This is a genomic window from Deltaproteobacteria bacterium (assembly GCA_016933965.1).
Lineage (GTDB): Bacteria > Desulfobacterota > Syntrophia > Syntrophales > UBA2210 > JAFGTS01.
This window is the reverse complement of record JAFGTS010000024.1, coordinates 22,499-38,741: the sequence shown is the minus strand read 5'-3', so window position 1 is coordinate 38,741 and position 16,243 is coordinate 22,499. Positions and strand designations below refer to the sequence as shown.

15 protein-coding genes are annotated in these 16,243 nt (G+C 54.8%); 10 read left to right on the top strand and 5 right to left on the bottom strand.

Annotated elements, in window-relative coordinates:
* A partial coding sequence (locus JXO48_05920) for a thrombospondin type 3 repeat-containing protein (protein MBN2283408.1) occupies positions 1 to 503 on the bottom strand: 503 nt, incomplete at its 3' end.
* 403 nt (positions 504 to 906) lie between these two features.
* Between JXO48_05920 and JXO48_05915 the strand changes: the two genes are divergently transcribed.
* From JXO48_05915 to JXO48_05885, 7 genes are all read left to right on the top strand, one after another.
* Positions 907 to 1,269 carry a sulfite exporter TauE/SafE family protein gene (locus JXO48_05915; GenBank protein ID MBN2283407.1) on the top strand — a complete coding sequence of 121 codons (363 nt, stop codon included), beginning with the start codon at positions 907 to 909 and terminating at the stop codon, positions 1,267 to 1,269.
* 25 nt (positions 1,270 to 1,294) lie between these two features.
* The gene (locus JXO48_05910; GenBank protein MBN2283406.1) at positions 1,295 to 2,605 is read left to right on the top strand and encodes a hypothetical protein; all 1,311 of its coding nucleotides are present in this window, start codon (positions 1,295 to 1,297) and stop codon (positions 2,603 to 2,605) included.
* 74 nt (positions 2,606 to 2,679) lie between these two features.
* Positions 2,680 to 4,323 (top strand): HD domain-containing protein, encoded by a 1,644-nt coding sequence (locus JXO48_05905; GenBank protein ID MBN2283405.1) that lies wholly within the window; start codon positions 2,680 to 2,682, stop codon positions 4,321 to 4,323.
* A gap of 240 nt (positions 4,324 to 4,563) precedes the next feature.
* On the top strand, positions 4,564 to 5,703 hold the full coding sequence (locus JXO48_05900) for a 2-hydroxyacyl-CoA dehydratase (protein ID MBN2283404.1): 1,140 nt from the start codon (positions 4,564 to 4,566) through the stop codon (positions 5,701 to 5,703).
* A 17-nt stretch (positions 5,704 to 5,720) separates the two neighbouring features.
* On the top strand, positions 5,721 to 7,034 hold the full coding sequence (locus tag JXO48_05895) for a 2-hydroxyacyl-CoA dehydratase (GenBank protein MBN2283403.1): 1,314 nt from the start codon (positions 5,721 to 5,723) through the stop codon (positions 7,032 to 7,034).
* A gap of 13 nt (positions 7,035 to 7,047) precedes the next feature.
* Positions 7,048 to 7,899: a hypothetical protein gene (locus JXO48_05890; GenBank protein ID MBN2283402.1), complete on the top strand. Its 852-nt coding sequence runs from the start codon at positions 7,048 to 7,050 to the stop codon at positions 7,897 to 7,899.
* A complete protein-coding gene (locus tag JXO48_05885) occupies positions 7,896 to 8,339 on the top strand; it encodes an SCP2 sterol-binding domain-containing protein (GenBank protein MBN2283401.1) in 444 nt (147 codons plus the stop codon). The genes JXO48_05890 and JXO48_05885 overlap by 4 nt, the downstream gene beginning before the upstream one ends.
* A gap of 17 nt (positions 8,340 to 8,356) precedes the next feature.
* Here JXO48_05885 and JXO48_05880 read toward each other — a convergent pair whose 3' ends face one another.
* Entirely contained in the window at positions 8,357 to 9,745 is a 1,389-nt protein-coding gene (locus tag JXO48_05880) for an NAD(P)/FAD-dependent oxidoreductase (GenBank protein ID MBN2283400.1), read from the bottom strand.
* A 477-nt stretch (positions 9,746 to 10,222) separates the two neighbouring features.
* Between JXO48_05880 and JXO48_05875 the strand changes: the two genes are divergently transcribed.
* Positions 10,223 to 11,197, top strand: coding sequence for a nitronate monooxygenase (locus tag JXO48_05875; protein MBN2283399.1), 975 nt, complete (start codon positions 10,223 to 10,225; stop codon positions 11,195 to 11,197).
* A gap of 389 nt (positions 11,198 to 11,586) precedes the next feature.
* On the opposite strand, the gene JXO48_05870 is transcribed toward JXO48_05875, so the two are convergent.
* A complete protein-coding gene (locus tag JXO48_05870) occupies positions 11,587 to 12,171 on the bottom strand; it encodes a DUF2179 domain-containing protein (GenBank protein ID MBN2283398.1) in 585 nt (194 codons plus the stop codon).
* A 388-nt stretch (positions 12,172 to 12,559) separates the two neighbouring features.
* Between JXO48_05870 and JXO48_05865 the strand changes: the two genes are divergently transcribed.
* Positions 12,560 to 13,321: a cyclase family protein gene (locus JXO48_05865; protein ID MBN2283397.1), complete on the top strand. Its 762-nt coding sequence runs from the start codon at positions 12,560 to 12,562 to the stop codon at positions 13,319 to 13,321.
* Positions 13,322 to 13,352: 31 nt separating this feature from the next.
* Positions 13,353 to 13,727, top strand: coding sequence for a DUF4870 domain-containing protein (locus JXO48_05860; GenBank protein MBN2283396.1), 375 nt, complete (start codon positions 13,353 to 13,355; stop codon positions 13,725 to 13,727).
* A gap of 276 nt (positions 13,728 to 14,003) precedes the next feature.
* Here the strand turns inward: JXO48_05860 and JXO48_05855 are convergent, their stop codons facing one another.
* Together JXO48_05855 and JXO48_05850 are read right to left on the bottom strand one after the other, a co-directional pair.
* Positions 14,004 to 14,669, bottom strand: a complete 666-nt coding sequence (locus tag JXO48_05855) for an HAD family hydrolase (GenBank protein MBN2283395.1) — start codon at positions 14,667 to 14,669, stop codon at positions 14,004 to 14,006.
* A 150-nt stretch (positions 14,670 to 14,819) separates the two neighbouring features.
* Entirely contained in the window at positions 14,820 to 16,238 is a 1,419-nt protein-coding gene (locus JXO48_05850; protein MBN2283394.1) for an acetate--CoA ligase family protein, read from the bottom strand.
* Positions 16,239 to 16,243: the final 5 nt, after the last annotated feature.

Genomic DNA, 16,243 nt, shown 5'->3' with positions numbered 1-16,243 from the left:
GCCTGATTAGCGTTGGGCGTCCCGGGACAGTTGTCACAAGCATCCCCTATGCCGTCACCGTCAGAGTCACCCTGATTTGCGTTCGCATCATTGGGACAGTTGTCACAAGCATCCCCTATGCCGTCATCATCAACGTCGGCCTGATTGGTATTTGAAACGGCCGGACAATTGTCGCAGGTGTCACCGACGTCATCTCCGTCGGTATCGTCCTGATCTACGTTCGCATCATTGGGACAGTTGTCACAAGCATTGCCGACACCGTCATTGTCAGTGTCTGACTGACTGGGATTGGGCGTGTTCACACAATTATCACAGGCATCACCGTCTTTGTCGCCATCAGTGTCAGTCTGATCCGGATTCCAGATGTAAATACAGTTATCACTCTTATCAGGCACACCATCGCCATCCGTATCGGTATCGGGAGGCACTGCCCATGCACCGAAGGAAAACAGTGCCAGTAGAACCGCACAAATACAAACGATGATTATTCCCTTTGACTTCATGAAATCCTCCTTTTCCCTTTGTGACACCTCAAGTCATGTTTCATGTCCAAGCAAAACCTCCGGCTCCCCTTATAAAAAGTCAGAGATCTCCCCTTTAGGATCATCAGATAGAACATACCACCCGCATCACATGGCAGCTATGGGGAAATCCTCATGTCACAACAAATCCAAATCCGGAGGGTCTCAACAGAATGCCACCTGAATACCTTTGATATTTTGTGACATTTAGCTGTTGAATCAGGACAATTCCCCACATATACTGTAGAGAAACCTCATTCCACCGGACGGGGATGGGTGTCGTCATCACCTCCCGTTACGGCAGCTGAAAAGCGCGCACCGGTTGTAACACTGGTAACACCCGGGATCGGTGCGAAAGTTCCAACCATGAAAGGGAGGAAACCCTATGGTCAACATATGGCTTTACATAATGCTGGGATTCGCCGCCGGCGCCCTGAGCGGTCTGATCGGTATCGGCGGTGGCGTGATCATCGTGCCGGCGCTGGTATTTCTTTTCGGACTTTCCCAGCACCAGGCACAGGGCACGACCCTGGCGCTGATGATCCCCCCCATCGGCATTCTTGCCGCCTGGGCATACTATCGCCAAGGATTCGTGGACATGAGGATCGCGGTATTGATCTGTGCCGGTTTTGTGGTGGGCAGCTTTCTCGGTGCAAAACTGGCAACGGAACTTTCCAGCACGGTACTGGAAAAGGTGTTCGGCGTGGCCCTTTTGTTCATTTCCCTCAAAATGATCTTTACGAGATAACCCCGGATCACCAGGGAAACCATCCATGGCACATATTGAAGAAAAAATTAAGGAGTTTATCGCGCAGCAGGGTGTCACGGTCGCGGGGATAGCCGGACCGGACCGGTTCAGGGGCGCACGCATGCCGTCACTTGATCTCGCGTACAGCATGCCCGGAGGGAGATCGATCATTTCCCTGGCCCTGCCCATGGATGTCCCGGCAATATATGACTTCCTTGGAAAAAGATCGCCGGCGCCGCACAACTTCGACCAGTTCCTGAAATACCAGAAACTCTTCAGAATAGAGGAGAATATTGCCGGCTACCTCAGGTCGCTCGGTTTCCGGGCGAAGGCATTGCCGCTCAGCGCCGACTACCGCAAACTACCCTATGTGTTTGCCACGCGGCCGTTTTTTTCACACCGCTTCGGGGCAATTGCCGCCGGGATCGCCGGTCTCGGCTGGTCCGGCAATGTGATGACGACGGAATACGGTGCCGCTCAGTACCTTGGAACGGTCGTGACCGATGCCGCTTTCGCGAGCGATCCTCTCATGCACCCCCGTCATTTCATTGAAACCCGCTGCCGGGACTGCAAACGGTGCGCACGGGTGTGCCCTTCGGAAATGTTTGACAGCAGCGAGGAAGAACACCTTCTTTACAATAATGAATTATATTCCAGGGGGAAACGACACGGCATAGACCGCTGCAATATTTCCTGTTTCGGCCTTCACAGTCTCAGCTCCGACAAAAAATGGTCGAACTGGGGGCTGCACTGGATTGACGGATGGATACGGGAACAACCGAAAAAAATATCCAAGGTCCGACTTGTGTATACGCTTCTGAAAAAAGGATTATCGACGGGGGATTCAGAACCCCGTTTCAACATCCTCCGGCAGTTGTGCTTCTTTTTGTGGCCGGAGGACACGGTAACGAAAGAGGTCGACGGTCTTGAGTCCTTCCCCGCGGAGGAAGGGGAGCGTTATCGGGTTCTGGCCGATATCCTTCACCGCGTCGGGGTCCGGGGGATCGACTCGTACCCGATCCCTGTCGTCTGCGGACACTGTGCTATCATATGCGGGCCCACGCCGGAAGAAACGAACAGGCGGTACAGAACGCTCATGACGTCAGGCATCGTCGTCCCCGGCGCCGAAGGTATGGTAAAGGTCGACACCTTTCAGGACGCGGCCCGCCTGAGGCACGGATTTCCCCGGAAAGTGAGCGGCTTACAGAAATTACAAGATATGACGGCGTCTCTTTTGCTCTGGCATCGGTACTACTTCGGACTTGACATCATTTCACTGTACCGGGCATTCCTCTATCGGCAAGGCCATAAAAAAGAAAAGAAAATCTCCAATTGACATGGATGGTGTTACTGCGCTATTTTAACTTAACTTTTTCTCAGATCATCGCGTGATGGAAGAGAGTACAGTTGATGGTTCAAAAAATTCAGAGCACATTGCGTTCATCTTTCCGGTCACTTCTGACGGAAAGGACCCGGACTATATTCACGGTGCTCTTTGCCCTGACGTCGATCATCCCTCTCCTGATACTGATCCTCCTGATCGCTCAGTATATACTGCCACTGCTCACGGAGAACCAGGTCCAGCAGCTTACAAAACCGGTCCAGGGAGGCATGGTAGCGATCCTTCTGATCTCCTTTCTCTGTTTTCTGCTTATCGCGCGCATGGTGGCGTACTTGGAGCGGGCGGCCAATCTCCTGAGATCAAAGTCAACACAGTTTAACATCATCGGCTCCCGGTCGGGTCAGGCCAAAGGAAACGGCTCCGCCGTTTTCAACCATGAGGAGAACGAGGTCCTCAGCCTGGTCCACTCGTTCAATATTCTTTTCAACCAGGCCCTCCATAACGAGACGGAATACAAGCGACTGCGGAACATTCTGTATAATCTGATCGCCGTGGGGGTCGAATTCTCCTCGGAACTGGAATTCGACAATCTCTTCTCCATGATCATCTCCCGGGTCACGAAGGTCATGGCCGCCGAGCGCACAAGTCTCTATGTCATAGACTGGGAAAGGAGCGAACTATGGACCAAGGTGGCAGAAGGAGTGGGCCAGATACGCCTGCCCATCGGGGAAGGGATCAGCGGCCGCGTCGCGGAATCGGGCATCATCATAAATGTGGAAGATGCCTGGAAGCTGCCTTATTTCAATCGGGCCTTCGATAAAAAGAACCGGTTCCGAACGCGATCAGTGTTATGCGTTCCCATCAAGAACCTGAAGGGTGAGCGTATAGGGGTTCTTCAGGTTATCAACAAGCAGGACAAGGTGCAATTCGACTATGAGGATGAGATCCTGCTCAAGGCCCTTGCCGCCCAGATCGGTATTGCCCTGGAAAATTCCTTTCTCCTTGAAGAAATCCGCCTGTCTTTTGAGAGCGCCATCAACACCCTTTCAGCCACCGTGGACGCACGGCATCCCTTGACGGCGGGCCATTCGGAGCGGGTCAAGGAATACTCCCTTCTCATCGCGAGAAAGATGGGGATGAGTGAAAAAGAAATCGAGTCTTTGAAGCTTGCCGCCCTGCTTCACGATATCGGCAAGATCGGCATACGCGACACGATCCTTCTGAAAGATGGGGTCTTCTCTCCTTCTGAACGGGCTGAAATGAACACCCACGCAAAGAAAACAAAAATAATCCTTGAGAACTTCCACTTTCCCAGCGACCTCAGGGATGTCCCCGATATAGCTGCCCACCACCACGAAAAAATAAACGGCGAGGGATATCCCGACGGACTGAAAGGCGAGCAGCTGCATATTGGTTCCAGGATCATGGCCGTTGCCGACGTGTTCGACGCTCTTACCTCGAAGCGCGATTATCCCAAGTACACCGAAGGTGAAACCCTCAACAAGGACCCCATGCCGGTGATGCAGGCCCTTTCAATCCTGCGAACCGACGCCGGGACCCACTTCGAACCAGACGTAGTGGAAGCATTCATTGAATGTGTCCCCGATGCACTTGAAAAGTACCGTGGAAGTCACTTCAACTGGAAATATGTGGAAGAGGCCCTGGCGGGGCTTGCCAGGGAACAGGATGCAGCGGCGGAAGAAGCAAACTGAATTTTTAAAATTGATTTTCACCGCTCATTCCTCTATACTTCGTCTTATATTTATTCACAATGTCAGTATGTTGGTGGGGGCCTCGAACATTCCGGGGAGGGATACTGCAATGGTGAATCTCGCCTGACGGCACGTCACATCTTCACGAATTCTTACAATCCCTCACAGACCCGTTGAAAATGCGGATCGGCCTTTCACTGAAAATCCGGAATCATAAACAGGACCCGGGGAGCGATCATCGTGAGCACGGAAGCCATGGAACCCTTTCGGGAGGTCGTCGCCAACCCTTATAATCGACGCATCAGAGAGGAAAAGGACGCCGGAAACAAGATAATCGGCTACTTCTGCTCCTACCTGCCTGCGGAGATCATTTACGCGGCCGGTGCCATCCCCTATCGGATAACCGGTATTCCCGGAAGGGATATCGGTGCCGGAACAACCTACCTGAGTGCACGCACCTGCACCTATTGCCGGAATGTCCTGACACTCGCCCTCGAAAACGACCTCTCTTTCATCGACGGGGTGATCGGCTGCAACACCTGCGATCAGATCCGCCGGGCAACGCAAAACTGGATGGTGAAGAACCCGCCTTCCTATCATGATGTGATCCATGTCCCGCGAGTCGAGCGGGAGGAAAACATTTCCTATTTCACCGAGGAACTCACCTCCCTGAAAACCGGCATTGAAGAATGGCTCAACTTCCGCATCAGGGACGATGATCTGTCATCCGCCATAGACCTGTACAACCGTGGCAGGAAACTGTTGCGGGAGCTCTCGGAACTCCGCCGGAACGACGCCCCGCCGATCAGCGGCGCCGAGATGCTTACCGTCGCGATCGCTTTCCACCAAATGCCGATCGATGATTTCATCGATGCGGCACAAACGCTGCTCGAATCGAGAAAATCGGCCACCGGCCGGAATGGAGCCGTCAGGGTCCTGGTTGCCGGCAGCCTTCTTGATGAACCCGATTACATGACCTTCGTGGAAGAACAGGGGATCGACGTGGTTGCCGACCCTGTCTGTTTCGGACTACGGTCATACCGGGACGATGTGAATGTGAACGAAGAGCCGTTGACGGCCTTGTCCCGCCGTTATCTGACACATTTCCCCTGTGCCCGTATCGGTGATTCCTTTCCCGAACGTCTCGAAGCGATCATGGAAACGTACCGGGAGTATCGCGCAGACGGCATTATTTTCCAGAAGCTGAAGTTCTGCCAACTCTGGGGCGTGGATGTCCTTAACATGCGGCCTTACTGTGAAGAACTGGACATACCGCTCCTGCAGCTCGAGCGCGAATACGGCTTCTTCTCCACGGGCCAGATGAAGACCAGACTGCAGGCATTCGTGGAACTCATCAACGCCAGGAAGGAATTTAACTGACAAGAGGGAATCCGGATATGGCCATTCTCGGAAAAGAGCGATGGAAAATATGGGAAGAGGTATACGAATCCATAGATATCCTTCAGGATATCTTTTCGGAGGAATCAGAAGACCGCACCCATGGTGCCGTTCTGAAAATATACCGCCGCTATATCGATGAGGTCTTTCGGGCCATGGACGAGGGAAAGAAGATCATCTACGGCAACTTCGCCGTTCCCGGCACCCTCATGCGGGGCTTCAATACGGACGAGGTCTTCTGGTACCAGCTCGAGGCGCTGCCGGTGATCCAGTCGCTGGTGGGCGAACCCGGTGTGTGGAACGCCCGGCTTGCCGATGCGGCCGAGGCCGCCGGAATGGCACCGGAGATATGTTCCGTGGACCGCATCGCCCACGGCAGCTACATAGAAAGGGTAATCCCCCAGCCCGACGCGGGATTTTACCTGACCACGCCCTGTGATTCCCAGACATGCCTGGTGAACAACATGGTGGCCGAAACAAAAAAACCAACCATTGTTCTCGACATGCCCTCGACGGCGGGCCGCGAACAGATCGAATACGTGGCGCGGCAGTTCATAAGCGTCATACAGTTCCTCGAGGACACCCTGCATATAACATACGATTATGAGCGTCTCGGTCACGCCTGCCGGTTGTACAACGAAATGATGGAGTCGGTGGCCGAATGGGCGGACCTTCGGCAGATACGGCCGGCGGCCCAGCCCTGCGAGACCCTGTCCATCATGGCAGCTGTGGTAACGGTGTTCTCCGGCCACGAAAGCGGCGTCGAGTATGCCCTGGAGACCCTCCAGGAACAGAAGGAATTCATCGAGCGCGGAAACCGGGCCGTTGACGGGGAGGAAGTCCGGGCAATATGGTACGGTACCCCCTTCTGGACCGACCTGAATTTCTACAACTGGCTCGAAATGGAGTGCAAGGTCACCATTCCCATGGACATGTTCGGTTTCTTCAACGCCGGCAACCTGATCGACCTGTCATCCAGAGAGCGAACCCTGGAGGGTATCGCATACAACGCCCTGCGTAATTTCCCCATGACGCGGCAACTCCTCGGCAGCATAGAAGATTATCTTTCCGATTACCGGACCCTGTGTAAACTCTATGGCGCCGACTTCGGCATCATACCGGGGCACCTGGGGTGCACTCACAGTTGGGGGGCATCGGGCCTCGTGAGGGAGGAATCGGAACGCATGGGGCTTCCCCTGCTCATCTTTGAATTCGACATGCTGGACCCGCGTGTCACTCCCCGGGATGATGTGGAGGTCCTGATCAAGAATTTTGTTGAGGATATCGTCATACCGGGCAGAGATCAGGCATGAATGGGGGGAGAGAATGAGCTCATCCGGGAAAATCACCGCCGGCGTCGATATCGGGTCCACGGCTTCAAAATCGCTCATCATGAAGAACGGGAACATTCTTTCCTCAGTTATCGGTCCAAGCACGGTCAATCCGGTAAAAACGGCGGAGCGGGTATTTCATGAGTCCTGCGAAATGGCGGGAGTTTCTCCGACGGAAGTGGCGTCGATCATCGGCACCGGTTACGGACGGGCGAAGGTCCTTTTCGCCCACGACAATGCATCCGAGATATCCTGCCACGCCGCCGGCGCTCATTTTCTCGTTCCCGATGTTCGGACCGTCATCGATATCGGCGGGCAGGACTGCAAGGCGATCGCCATCGACGAACGGGGCCGGCTCAAGAATTTCGCGATGAACGACAAGTGCGCCGCCGGAACGGGACGTTTTCTCGAAATGATGGCCCGCATACTGGAGGTCGGCGTGGAAGACCTGGGCGCCCTTGACGGACGATCCACCAGTCCCGTCGCCATTTCGAACGTATGCAGCGTTTTCGCGGAATCGGAGGTTATCAATCTGATCAACGAAGGCGCCAACATCCCAGACATCATCAAAGGCCTGCACATATCGCTCACGAATCGCGTGGCCGTTCTCGTCAATCGTGTCGGACTTCGTGAGAAGGTCGTCGTTACGGGCGGCGTCGCAAAAAACAGAGGCGTCGTTGCCGCCCTGGGACAGAAGCTGGGCAGTGCGATCACCTCTCTTGACGGCACTATCGATCCCCAGCTGATCGGGGCCCTGGGCGCCGCCGTCCTGGCTCACCGGAGACTCCTGAAGGAGGAAAATGCGGGGAGGGAAGAAACGACTGAATCGAGGGAGCGGGAACCATGAAAAAATTCGAATCGACTGAGGAATTAAAGGAAGTCCTGGGAGGGTTTTTTGTCGATTTTACACGACGCATGGAAGAGAGAGATCCCGTCGTGGAAAAACCGGGAAAGGAATTGAACGACACCCGCCTGGTCGTTCATTTCGAGCTGAAGGACCCTGACCTTCGAATCATCATAGACTGTGAGGAAGAACCGATACAGATCAGTTTCAACGACGAAAATCCGAAACAACCCACCGCTGTTTTCTATGTGAGCGCCGAGGACGGGCACCGCTTCTGGCTCGGTGGATTGAACCTCCCCAATGCGCTCATAAAAAAACGGGTCGTCCTGAAGGGTCCCGTTCATCGCATGCTCAAAGTACTTCCGGCGGCGAAAAGGGTTTTTCCCATCTACGATCGGTATCTCATCGATCACGGTTATGATGCGTACCGCCTGGATAAATAGGAACAACAGGCGGAACTTCACCGGGGATTGAGCACGGCAGACAGGCTCAGAGCGCTCCCCGCGGCGATCTCCGTACCGATGCCCCGGGCGCCGGCATCGGCTCCGACAAGCCAGAGCCCCTGAACAGGGGTCTTCATGCTCGGCCGTAATTCACCCACCTGTGAGGGTGTCTGTCCGAGGCCGATGCATTCACCCCGCCGGTGCCCTGTCAGTTCGGCGACATCTCTTCCCGTTGAACGAAGCTGCCAGATAATGGCCCCTTCCAGATCGGGGAACAGTTCACACACCTTGCGATGGATACTGTCCTGCACCGCCCGGCAGAGTTCATCGGAAGCATCAGAGGGAACCGCCGTTCCGGCGATGACAAGCTGCATTCCCGGCGGCGCCAGCCGTGGATCATGATTGGACGGGACGGGCATGAAAATATAGGGGTCTTCCGGAACACGGCCCTGGCGAATGTAATCGAAGACCCCCCGGGGATCACCGGAGGGCATGTAAAATACTACGGGGTAAGAAATAACGGGCCGTTCCAGCGCGTACTTGATCGTTACATAGGCGTTCGAATCCACGTATCCTTCCGCTTTCGCCACATAATCATCGGGGAAATGCTCCTCACCGGCCAGTCTGATCGTGTTCAGCAATCCCGCGTTGGAAACGACGATATCAGCACGGCAGGTCCCCCTGTCGGTTTCCACAGCCCAGACAAGACCCCGTTTCACGATGATCCGGCGGACCTGCTCTTCAAAGCGGACTTTCATTCCCCATCGCCCGCCGGAGCGCAGAAAGGAATCGGTTATTTCACCTCCGGCGCCGGTGGGATATCCGAAAGCGGCATCATTGAACATGCGGGAAAAGCTCCAGATGAACTCGCCGGCGCTCGATTCATTGTAGGAAAGGGCGAAATAGAGCTGGGAAATGCAGTTCATGAAAAGATGAATAACGTCATCATCGGTGTATCGATGTATGTAATCACGAAGCATGATCTCATCGTTACGCTGCACCCCGGTGCCCCTCAACAGCGAGCGGAACAGGCGGAAGGCCCCCAGGTAATGTTTCGGTTTCACCCCCAGGCTCCTGGCGATGTTGATCTGTGTTCCCAGTGGTCTGATGTCAAGAGGAAAATCAAATTCAACCCTGCCCATGACCCTGCAGGGAGGGTTCCGGTGTATCCATGTCAGGTCACCACCGAGGCACCTGTTGATCTCACCGATTGGCCCCCGGTCGGCCCGGCTGAACATATGGACCCCGATATCATAGCGGAACCCGCCTTTTTCAAGGGAGGCGCACCTTCCACCTGAAAAGGGTTGAGACTCAAAAAGCGTCACGTCATACCCCGCGCTCGCGAGGAGGGCTCCCGCACCGCTCCCCCCGATCCCGGAACCGATGACAACGACTTTCCCGGCCACTTCGACATTCCCCCGACATATTCTACTGCATCAATTACATGAGACGGCCGGCCGATCCTCCGCCACGGGCATTTCCCAGCTCGATCCCTGCGCCCGGGATTTTCACCGGCCGCGACGAAAAGTTGAAACCTGTTGAAAACAATATCGTTTTCTAGAAGATTGTCAAGGAGAAAGAACCGGTTGCATCTTCAGGCACCCCATATGGTCTTTCTCACAAAACCGTCAACTTTTGCTTGACATTCCGGTTGATTTTATTTACATATTCCATCATTTGATGGAATCATAGTGTGGAGACCGCTGGCGGTTGAGCGCGGTGATTACCGTCATGCCCTTCAGTTGAATCAGCCACAACGAAAAACAGGGCCCCTGATCAAAATCACACCGGTCCGCGGGCGATCACACTCCGATTCATGCCCTGACCGGAGAGGCACCTGGATCGAATGTGCCGATATCACGGGTACCGCGGGAGAGAACATGATCAAAACAAGAGTGACAGAACTGCTGGGGATCCGGCATCCGATCCTCATGGGAGCGATGCACTGGGTATCGAACGCCGAAATGGTGGCAGCCGTGGCCGAGGCCGGCGGTATCGGGTTCCTGCCCGCGGCGACCTTCGCCGACGCGGAGACGATGAAGTCGGAAATACGGAAAGCGAGAGCCCTGACGGATGGACCCATCGGGGTGAACATCTCGATGCTTTCCACTATCAACCCCGGAGAGGCGCTCTTCGATCTTCTGGAGACGGCAATAGAAGAGAAGGTCGCCGCCTTTGAAACGGCCGGCCGGCTCCCCGTCGAGATCGCACCGCGCATCAGGGAAGCCGGTATTCCTCTGATCCATAAAGTTCCCCAGGCACGGTTCGCAAAAAAAGCCGAGAGCATCGGCGTTGATGCGGTCATCGTCGTCGGATATGAATGCGGCGGTTTCACCGGCATGTCGGACACAACATCCATGGTTCTCATCAACAGGACGGCACGTGAACTCTCCATCCCGGTCATCGCCGGCGGTGGCATCGTCGACGGCAGGGGGCTCGTGGCAGCGCTGGCCCTGGGCGCAGAGGCGGTTCTCATGGGCACCCGCTTTCTGGCATCCACGGAAGCCCCCCTTCATGAGAACTGGAAAAAGCGGTTTCTCGAGATCAGCGAAACCGATACGGCAGTGCTGATGAAATCCGTCGGCAACTCGGCACGGATGATCCGGAACGCCACAACGGCGAAGATCCAGGAAATCGAATCACGAGGCGGCACCCTCGAGGAATTGATGAGCGCCCTGGAGGGCAACTTCGGAAAAACGGTGTATGAGAAGGGGAACGTGGAGTACGGTATCGCCTCGGCCGGTGAAGGCATCGGCCTGATACAGGATATCAAGAGTATCGGGGTCATTATCCGCGATATCGTCGAGGAAGCCGAAGTAACAATCTCCCGTCTGCGGAGAATCTCCGCATCGGCCTGAGAACTGAGAACCGTTCATTCAGGTCTTCAGGTTGGCCCAGAGCGATTTTATGGCTTCCCGTGCCGTTTGTGCGAGCGGTGACCGCCGCCCTCGGGTTCGCTGACTGGTCCCCGTTCAATGTTTTCTTGACGAAACCGAAGATCCCGTCGCTCTGCCTGAGGTATTTTTCCCCCACTCCAAGAACGGCCGCTTCCACCGCCCCGCGTGACCCGGGATGAGCTCGGTGAGTTCACTCCCCGCGTAATGCAGGTGAACATGCGGTTGCTAATTCATCATGAGGATTCTACCGTAATTATTGAAGATATTATGATAGATCTCACAATACAATAAACGATGGTGGGAATGGATTGATTTTTAACATTACGCCGTGCGGCACCAGGCTCGATTGTCTATTCTTTTTTTCGAAGCCTCAGGAGGTCGGTGAGGCGTCTCGACGGCGGGAATATTCCTTCGCGGGCAAGTCTGACATCTTCGACCGAATAGAATGCTCTCGGATTATATTTATGTATCACGGGAATGATGGACTCCACACTCTCCCGGTCGACAACGGTGAAAATCAATTTCACACTGCCCGTTGCACCCTCGGCATCGACGGTAGTGACACCGTATCCTGATGACCGAAGGAATTGAACGAGTTTCGAGGAATCTCTCTGGGTAATGATCCTGATGATTACCCGGCCCACGGCGAGCCACTCCTCGATATACATGCCCAAGAGATTCCCCGTCGCGAAGCCGGCCGCGTATGCCACGTAATAGAGGGGATTCGTCAGGTTCCTCATGATCTGGCCGATTGCCAGAAGCCACACGAGTATCTCGACGAAACCGAAGATCGGTGCCAGGAACTTGAAGCCGCGGGCGATATAGACGATACGCATCGTCCCGATCGAAACATCGATTATCCGGGCGAAGAATATGAGCAGCGGGATCACCACCCAGATAAAAAAACCGGATTCGAAGAATGACGGTACTTCCATGGTCAATGACCACCGTGCCTTTCAAAAAGTTTTCCTTCAGGACTCAGAGGGCATCATAATGGCAGCAGTGGGAAAAATCAAGGAACACCTGTGCCGGGGCGTTTTGGAACATACCAGCCGCGGCAGGCGGGAGATGCAGGCAAAAAGCGGTCGGGTATTGATTATTTTGCAATCATGGGTAAGAATACACGCATTATATTTCACGACCCTGTAAAAAGTCGTAAAACCTGAGCGGATGGAGCGGCTTTGTAAAAAGCTCCAGAGGCAAGGCGCGCGAATCCTGAGGAATGAGGCGTACTTTTTTGTACGTCGCAATGACGTAGGATGAAGCGTAACACAGCATATGGACTTTTTACAAAGTCGTCATATTTCATAAGGGAGGATACCCATGCGAATCATTGACCTTTCAACGACAATAGAGAACAGCCCCGAAGGAACGCTCGATATTCTGAAAACACAGATAGAGTATCAGGATCATGCATCGGGGGCGAAACAGGTGGAGTACCTCCTGGGTCTGCCGTCTCATCTTCTCCGCGACGGCGAGGGCTGGTCCATGGAAATAATCACGCGGCTGGGAACCCATGACTCAACCCATGTGGACGCACCGTGGCACTATAACAGCACCATCGACGGCAAAAAGGCCCCCACCATCGATGAACTGCCCCTTGAGTGGTTTTTCAGCGACGGGGTAAAGCTGGACATGACCGGTAAGGGGGAAGGCAACCCGGTGACAGTCGATGATGTCGAAAAGGAATTGGAGCGGATCGGCCGCGAGTTGAAGCCCCTTGATATCGTTCTGATGTACACGGGAAGGGACCGGTTCTACTTCGAACCCGATTACATGTTCAAGGGATGCGGTGTCACCGCTGACGCAACGCGATGGCTCTACGAAAAGGGTATCCGTGTCGTGGGCATCGACGCCTGGGGCTGGGACCGGCCGCTGAACCTTCAGGTAGCCGAGGCCCTTGAAAAACAGGAAACGGGAATTTTCTGGGCGGCCCACCAGGCAGGTGTTCCCTATTGTCATATTGAACGGCTCATGAATCTCGCCCCCCTGCCTCCCTTCGGGTTCAAGGTGGCCTGTTTCCCTCTCAAGATCAAGGGCGGCAGCGCCGGACCGGCACGAGTGGTGGCGATTCTTGATGAATAGCATACCGGTCATGGGGATTTTCCGATGACCGATGAAAGAAAGGGATGAACCCATGAACACTGGAGCCGAGGACAAGCGCGACACAACCTGGGCCATGCTCTGTCACCTGACCGCCCTTTGTGCCTATGTTTTTCCCCTGGGAAACATTATCGCACCGCTCATCATCTGGCTGGTCAAGAGAGATGAATTCCCCTTCGTGGACGAACAGGGAAGGGAATCACTGAACTTCCAGATCTCCATGACCATTTACGCACTGATCGCGGGGCTTCTCTATGTTATTCTCATCGGGTTCGTCCTGCTGCCCATCGTCATCATTACCGACATTGTTCTGATCATCATTGCCTCGGTCAAGACGAGCAGGGGCGAACATTTCCGCTATCCCTTCACGATACGGTTCCTGACGTAACGACTGGGAGCGTGTAATTAATGTGAGATCTGAAAACGTGGATGGCCTGACTAATGCTCACATCTCTGTTGAAGCGGCCATTGAAACGTTTTTGCAATACATCTTGGCGAAGCGGAAGATAAGCGATCTCAACTGTCTGAGCCGCAGGCGAGTTTTGAGATCGCCTGAAGCAAGCCGTTAGATGTGTCAAAAACGCTTCGGGCCAACGAAAAAGGGATCTGAGCATTAATCTATGAAAAGTCCATGAATATGAAGTTTCATCTTTTCCGTAGGCACTTACCGGTATCGCAGAATGGGCCATCCCCGTTCACGGGCGACCTTCTCCAGTGTTCCTGAAGGTTCCACGGCATGGGGATATCCCACCAACTCGAGCAGCGGAATATCGGCATGATGGTCTCCGTAGGCATAGGACCGCCCGAGATCGAGGCCATGCTGCTCAGCTATTTTCAGGGTGGCCCGTCTCTTGTTGTCCTGAACACAGACGGGGCCTTCGGGGTTCCCCGTCAGAAAGCCGTCGGCGTCCACCTCCAGGTCGGTACAGAGAAGCAGGTCAAACCCGAGGTCCTCAGCGGCCGGTTCCAGGAGATACCGGAGCGAGCCCGATACGAGGACAAGCAGGTGTCCCCTCTCCCGGTGCTCTTCGAGCCTCGCCACGATCGCCGGTGCCAAGTGGGGCCTGAGGTATTCCCGGTAAAAATCCCTGGAACCCGGTTGAAACTCCTCAAGGCGCCGGTTTCTGTAAAAACTCAACATTATCCGGACCATGCGTTCTTCGGAGAGCAGGTTCAACCGGTAGAAAAGGCTGGAGAACAGGACCTTGATCATGAACCCGGGGAGGATCATCCGCTGGTCCAGCATCCACCGGAAACCCATCTTGCCGCTTTCTTCCACGATGAGCGTTCTGTCAAAATCAAAAAAAGCTGCGATCCTTCCTGAATCCATAAGGCCTCAGTAGTTGCAGGGCTCTCAGATGCCCGGAGATATGATATGTACCGGCGTCCAGCTACTGCACCGGGAATGTCTCACCGGCATTGTTACTGTAACGGCTCCGGTCGGCGGTGATCCCAAGAAAAATTTCTCATGACCACAGGGCTAGCTTCCGTTCCCTTCGGCCGATCTTTTCAAAAATACACCATAGCCGATGAAGTGCGCCAACGCCCTGAAGCCGACGTCGGGACTCTCTATATAGAATAATCCCTTCTCATTGAAGTACCGTCGCGCATAGTCCGTCATCTCCCTGAAAGTGATCGGCACGACGGGTTTCTTCACCGTGGGCAGGATCTTCAGGAATGAATCATTGATAATGGGAGCGAAGAAATCCTCTTCGTTCTGGGGGGGGATGCAGATGGGCACGATCAGGTCGAGGTTCCCGTCCTCCACCATGGACTGAACTATTTCCTTCATACCACCGAGAAACCCAGAGCCGGTCACATCGAGCGGGTTATCAGGCAGGGCAAAGGCGGGCAGGAGCTCCTTCAGCCGTGAAAGGGTTTTTTCCTCCAGGGGCGGAAGGGCTATGCCGTACCTGTCGCAGAGGTCCGCATAGAGGCCGCACAATCCCCCCGAGAAGGTACAGATCCCGAGACCCGGGCCGGCCGGCAACCGAGGGACCCGTGAAAACAGGGCGGTGGTTTCAACAAGCTCTTCGATGGTTTCCACCCGGATGATCCCGAGCTGCCGGCACAGGCCGTCAATGATCCTGTCATTCCCGGCAAGGGCCCCCGTGTGGGAAGCGGCCGCCTTTTTCCCTTTCGCGGAACTGCCGATCTTCAATATGATGATCGGGATCCGTTCTTCGGCGGCACGGCTGGCAACCTCCTTCAGCTTCCTGACATTCCTGAACTCCTCGATGAATGCGGTTATCACACGGGTCCTGTCGTCATGAACGAGGTACTCCATGCAGTCTTCCGCCGTGAGCAGGGCTTCGTTCCCCGTCGTGACATAGAGGGAAATCCCCAGTCCCTTTTTCAGTATCTTCGTGGCGATCACCTCTGAAGTGGCGCCGCTCTGGCCTACAACGGCCACATGGCCGGAAAACGGCGCACCCTCCACGGCCCGCCCGCTGAAAACGCTCACCTTCTTCGCCGGATTCACGAAACCGAGGCAGTTCGGCCCCATGAGGATGATCCCCTCGTCCCGGCAGTAACGCCGGAGCTGAACCTGGCTGTTCCTGCCCTCTTCCCCGACCTCGGCGAACCCCGATGAAACAAGGAGCACATGTTTGACGCCACGATTGTTGAGTTTCCGCACCGCGTCGGGCACGAGGGAACTCTTCACGATAAGGACGGCGAAATCAACTTCCGCCGGCAGTTCATCAATATTCGGAAAGGCCCTGACCCCGTATATCTCCTCAGCCCGCGGATTGACCGGATAGAACCTGCCGGTAAAACCCGCTTCGACGGCGTTCGCTACAATGTTGCCGAACCACTGGTTGTTCGGGGTGGCACCGATAACGGCGATGTGATGAGGTGAAAAATATCGTTCCAATTCTTCCAGCGAATAGGTTCCCATACAAG

Excerpts from the sequence above, each read along its gene's own strand:
- JXO48_05910 (MBN2283406.1), top strand. The coding sequence starts at position 1,295 with ATGGCACATATTGAAGAAAAAATTAAGGAGTTTATCGCGCAGCAGGGT.
- JXO48_05885 (MBN2283401.1), top strand. The coding sequence starts at position 7,896 with ATGAAAAAATTCGAATCGACTGAGGAATTAAAGGAAGTCCTGGGAGGG.
- JXO48_05850 (MBN2283394.1), bottom strand. The coding sequence starts at position 16,238 with ATGGGAACCTATTCGCTGGAAGAATTGGAACGATATTTTTCACCTCAT.
- JXO48_05890 (MBN2283402.1), top strand. The coding sequence starts at position 7,048 with ATGAGCTCATCCGGGAAAATCACCGCCGGCGTCGATATCGGGTCCACG.
- JXO48_05895 (MBN2283403.1), top strand. The coding sequence starts at position 5,721 with ATGGCCATTCTCGGAAAAGAGCGATGGAAAATATGGGAAGAGGTATAC.
- JXO48_05855 (MBN2283395.1), bottom strand. The coding sequence starts at position 14,669 with ATGGATTCAGGAAGGATCGCAGCTTTTTTTGATTTTGACAGAACGCTC.
- JXO48_05860 (MBN2283396.1), top strand. The coding sequence starts at position 13,353 with ATGAAAGAAAGGGATGAACCCATGAACACTGGAGCCGAGGACAAGCGC.
- JXO48_05905 (MBN2283405.1), top strand. The coding sequence starts at position 2,680 with ATGGTTCAAAAAATTCAGAGCACATTGCGTTCATCTTTCCGGTCACTT.
- JXO48_05915 (MBN2283407.1), top strand. The coding sequence starts at position 907 with ATGGTCAACATATGGCTTTACATAATGCTGGGATTCGCCGCCGGCGCC.
- JXO48_05865 (MBN2283397.1), top strand. The coding sequence starts at position 12,560 with ATGCGAATCATTGACCTTTCAACGACAATAGAGAACAGCCCCGAAGGA.
- JXO48_05870 (MBN2283398.1), bottom strand. The coding sequence starts at position 12,171 with ATGGAAGTACCGTCATTCTTCGAATCCGGTTTTTTTATCTGGGTGGTG.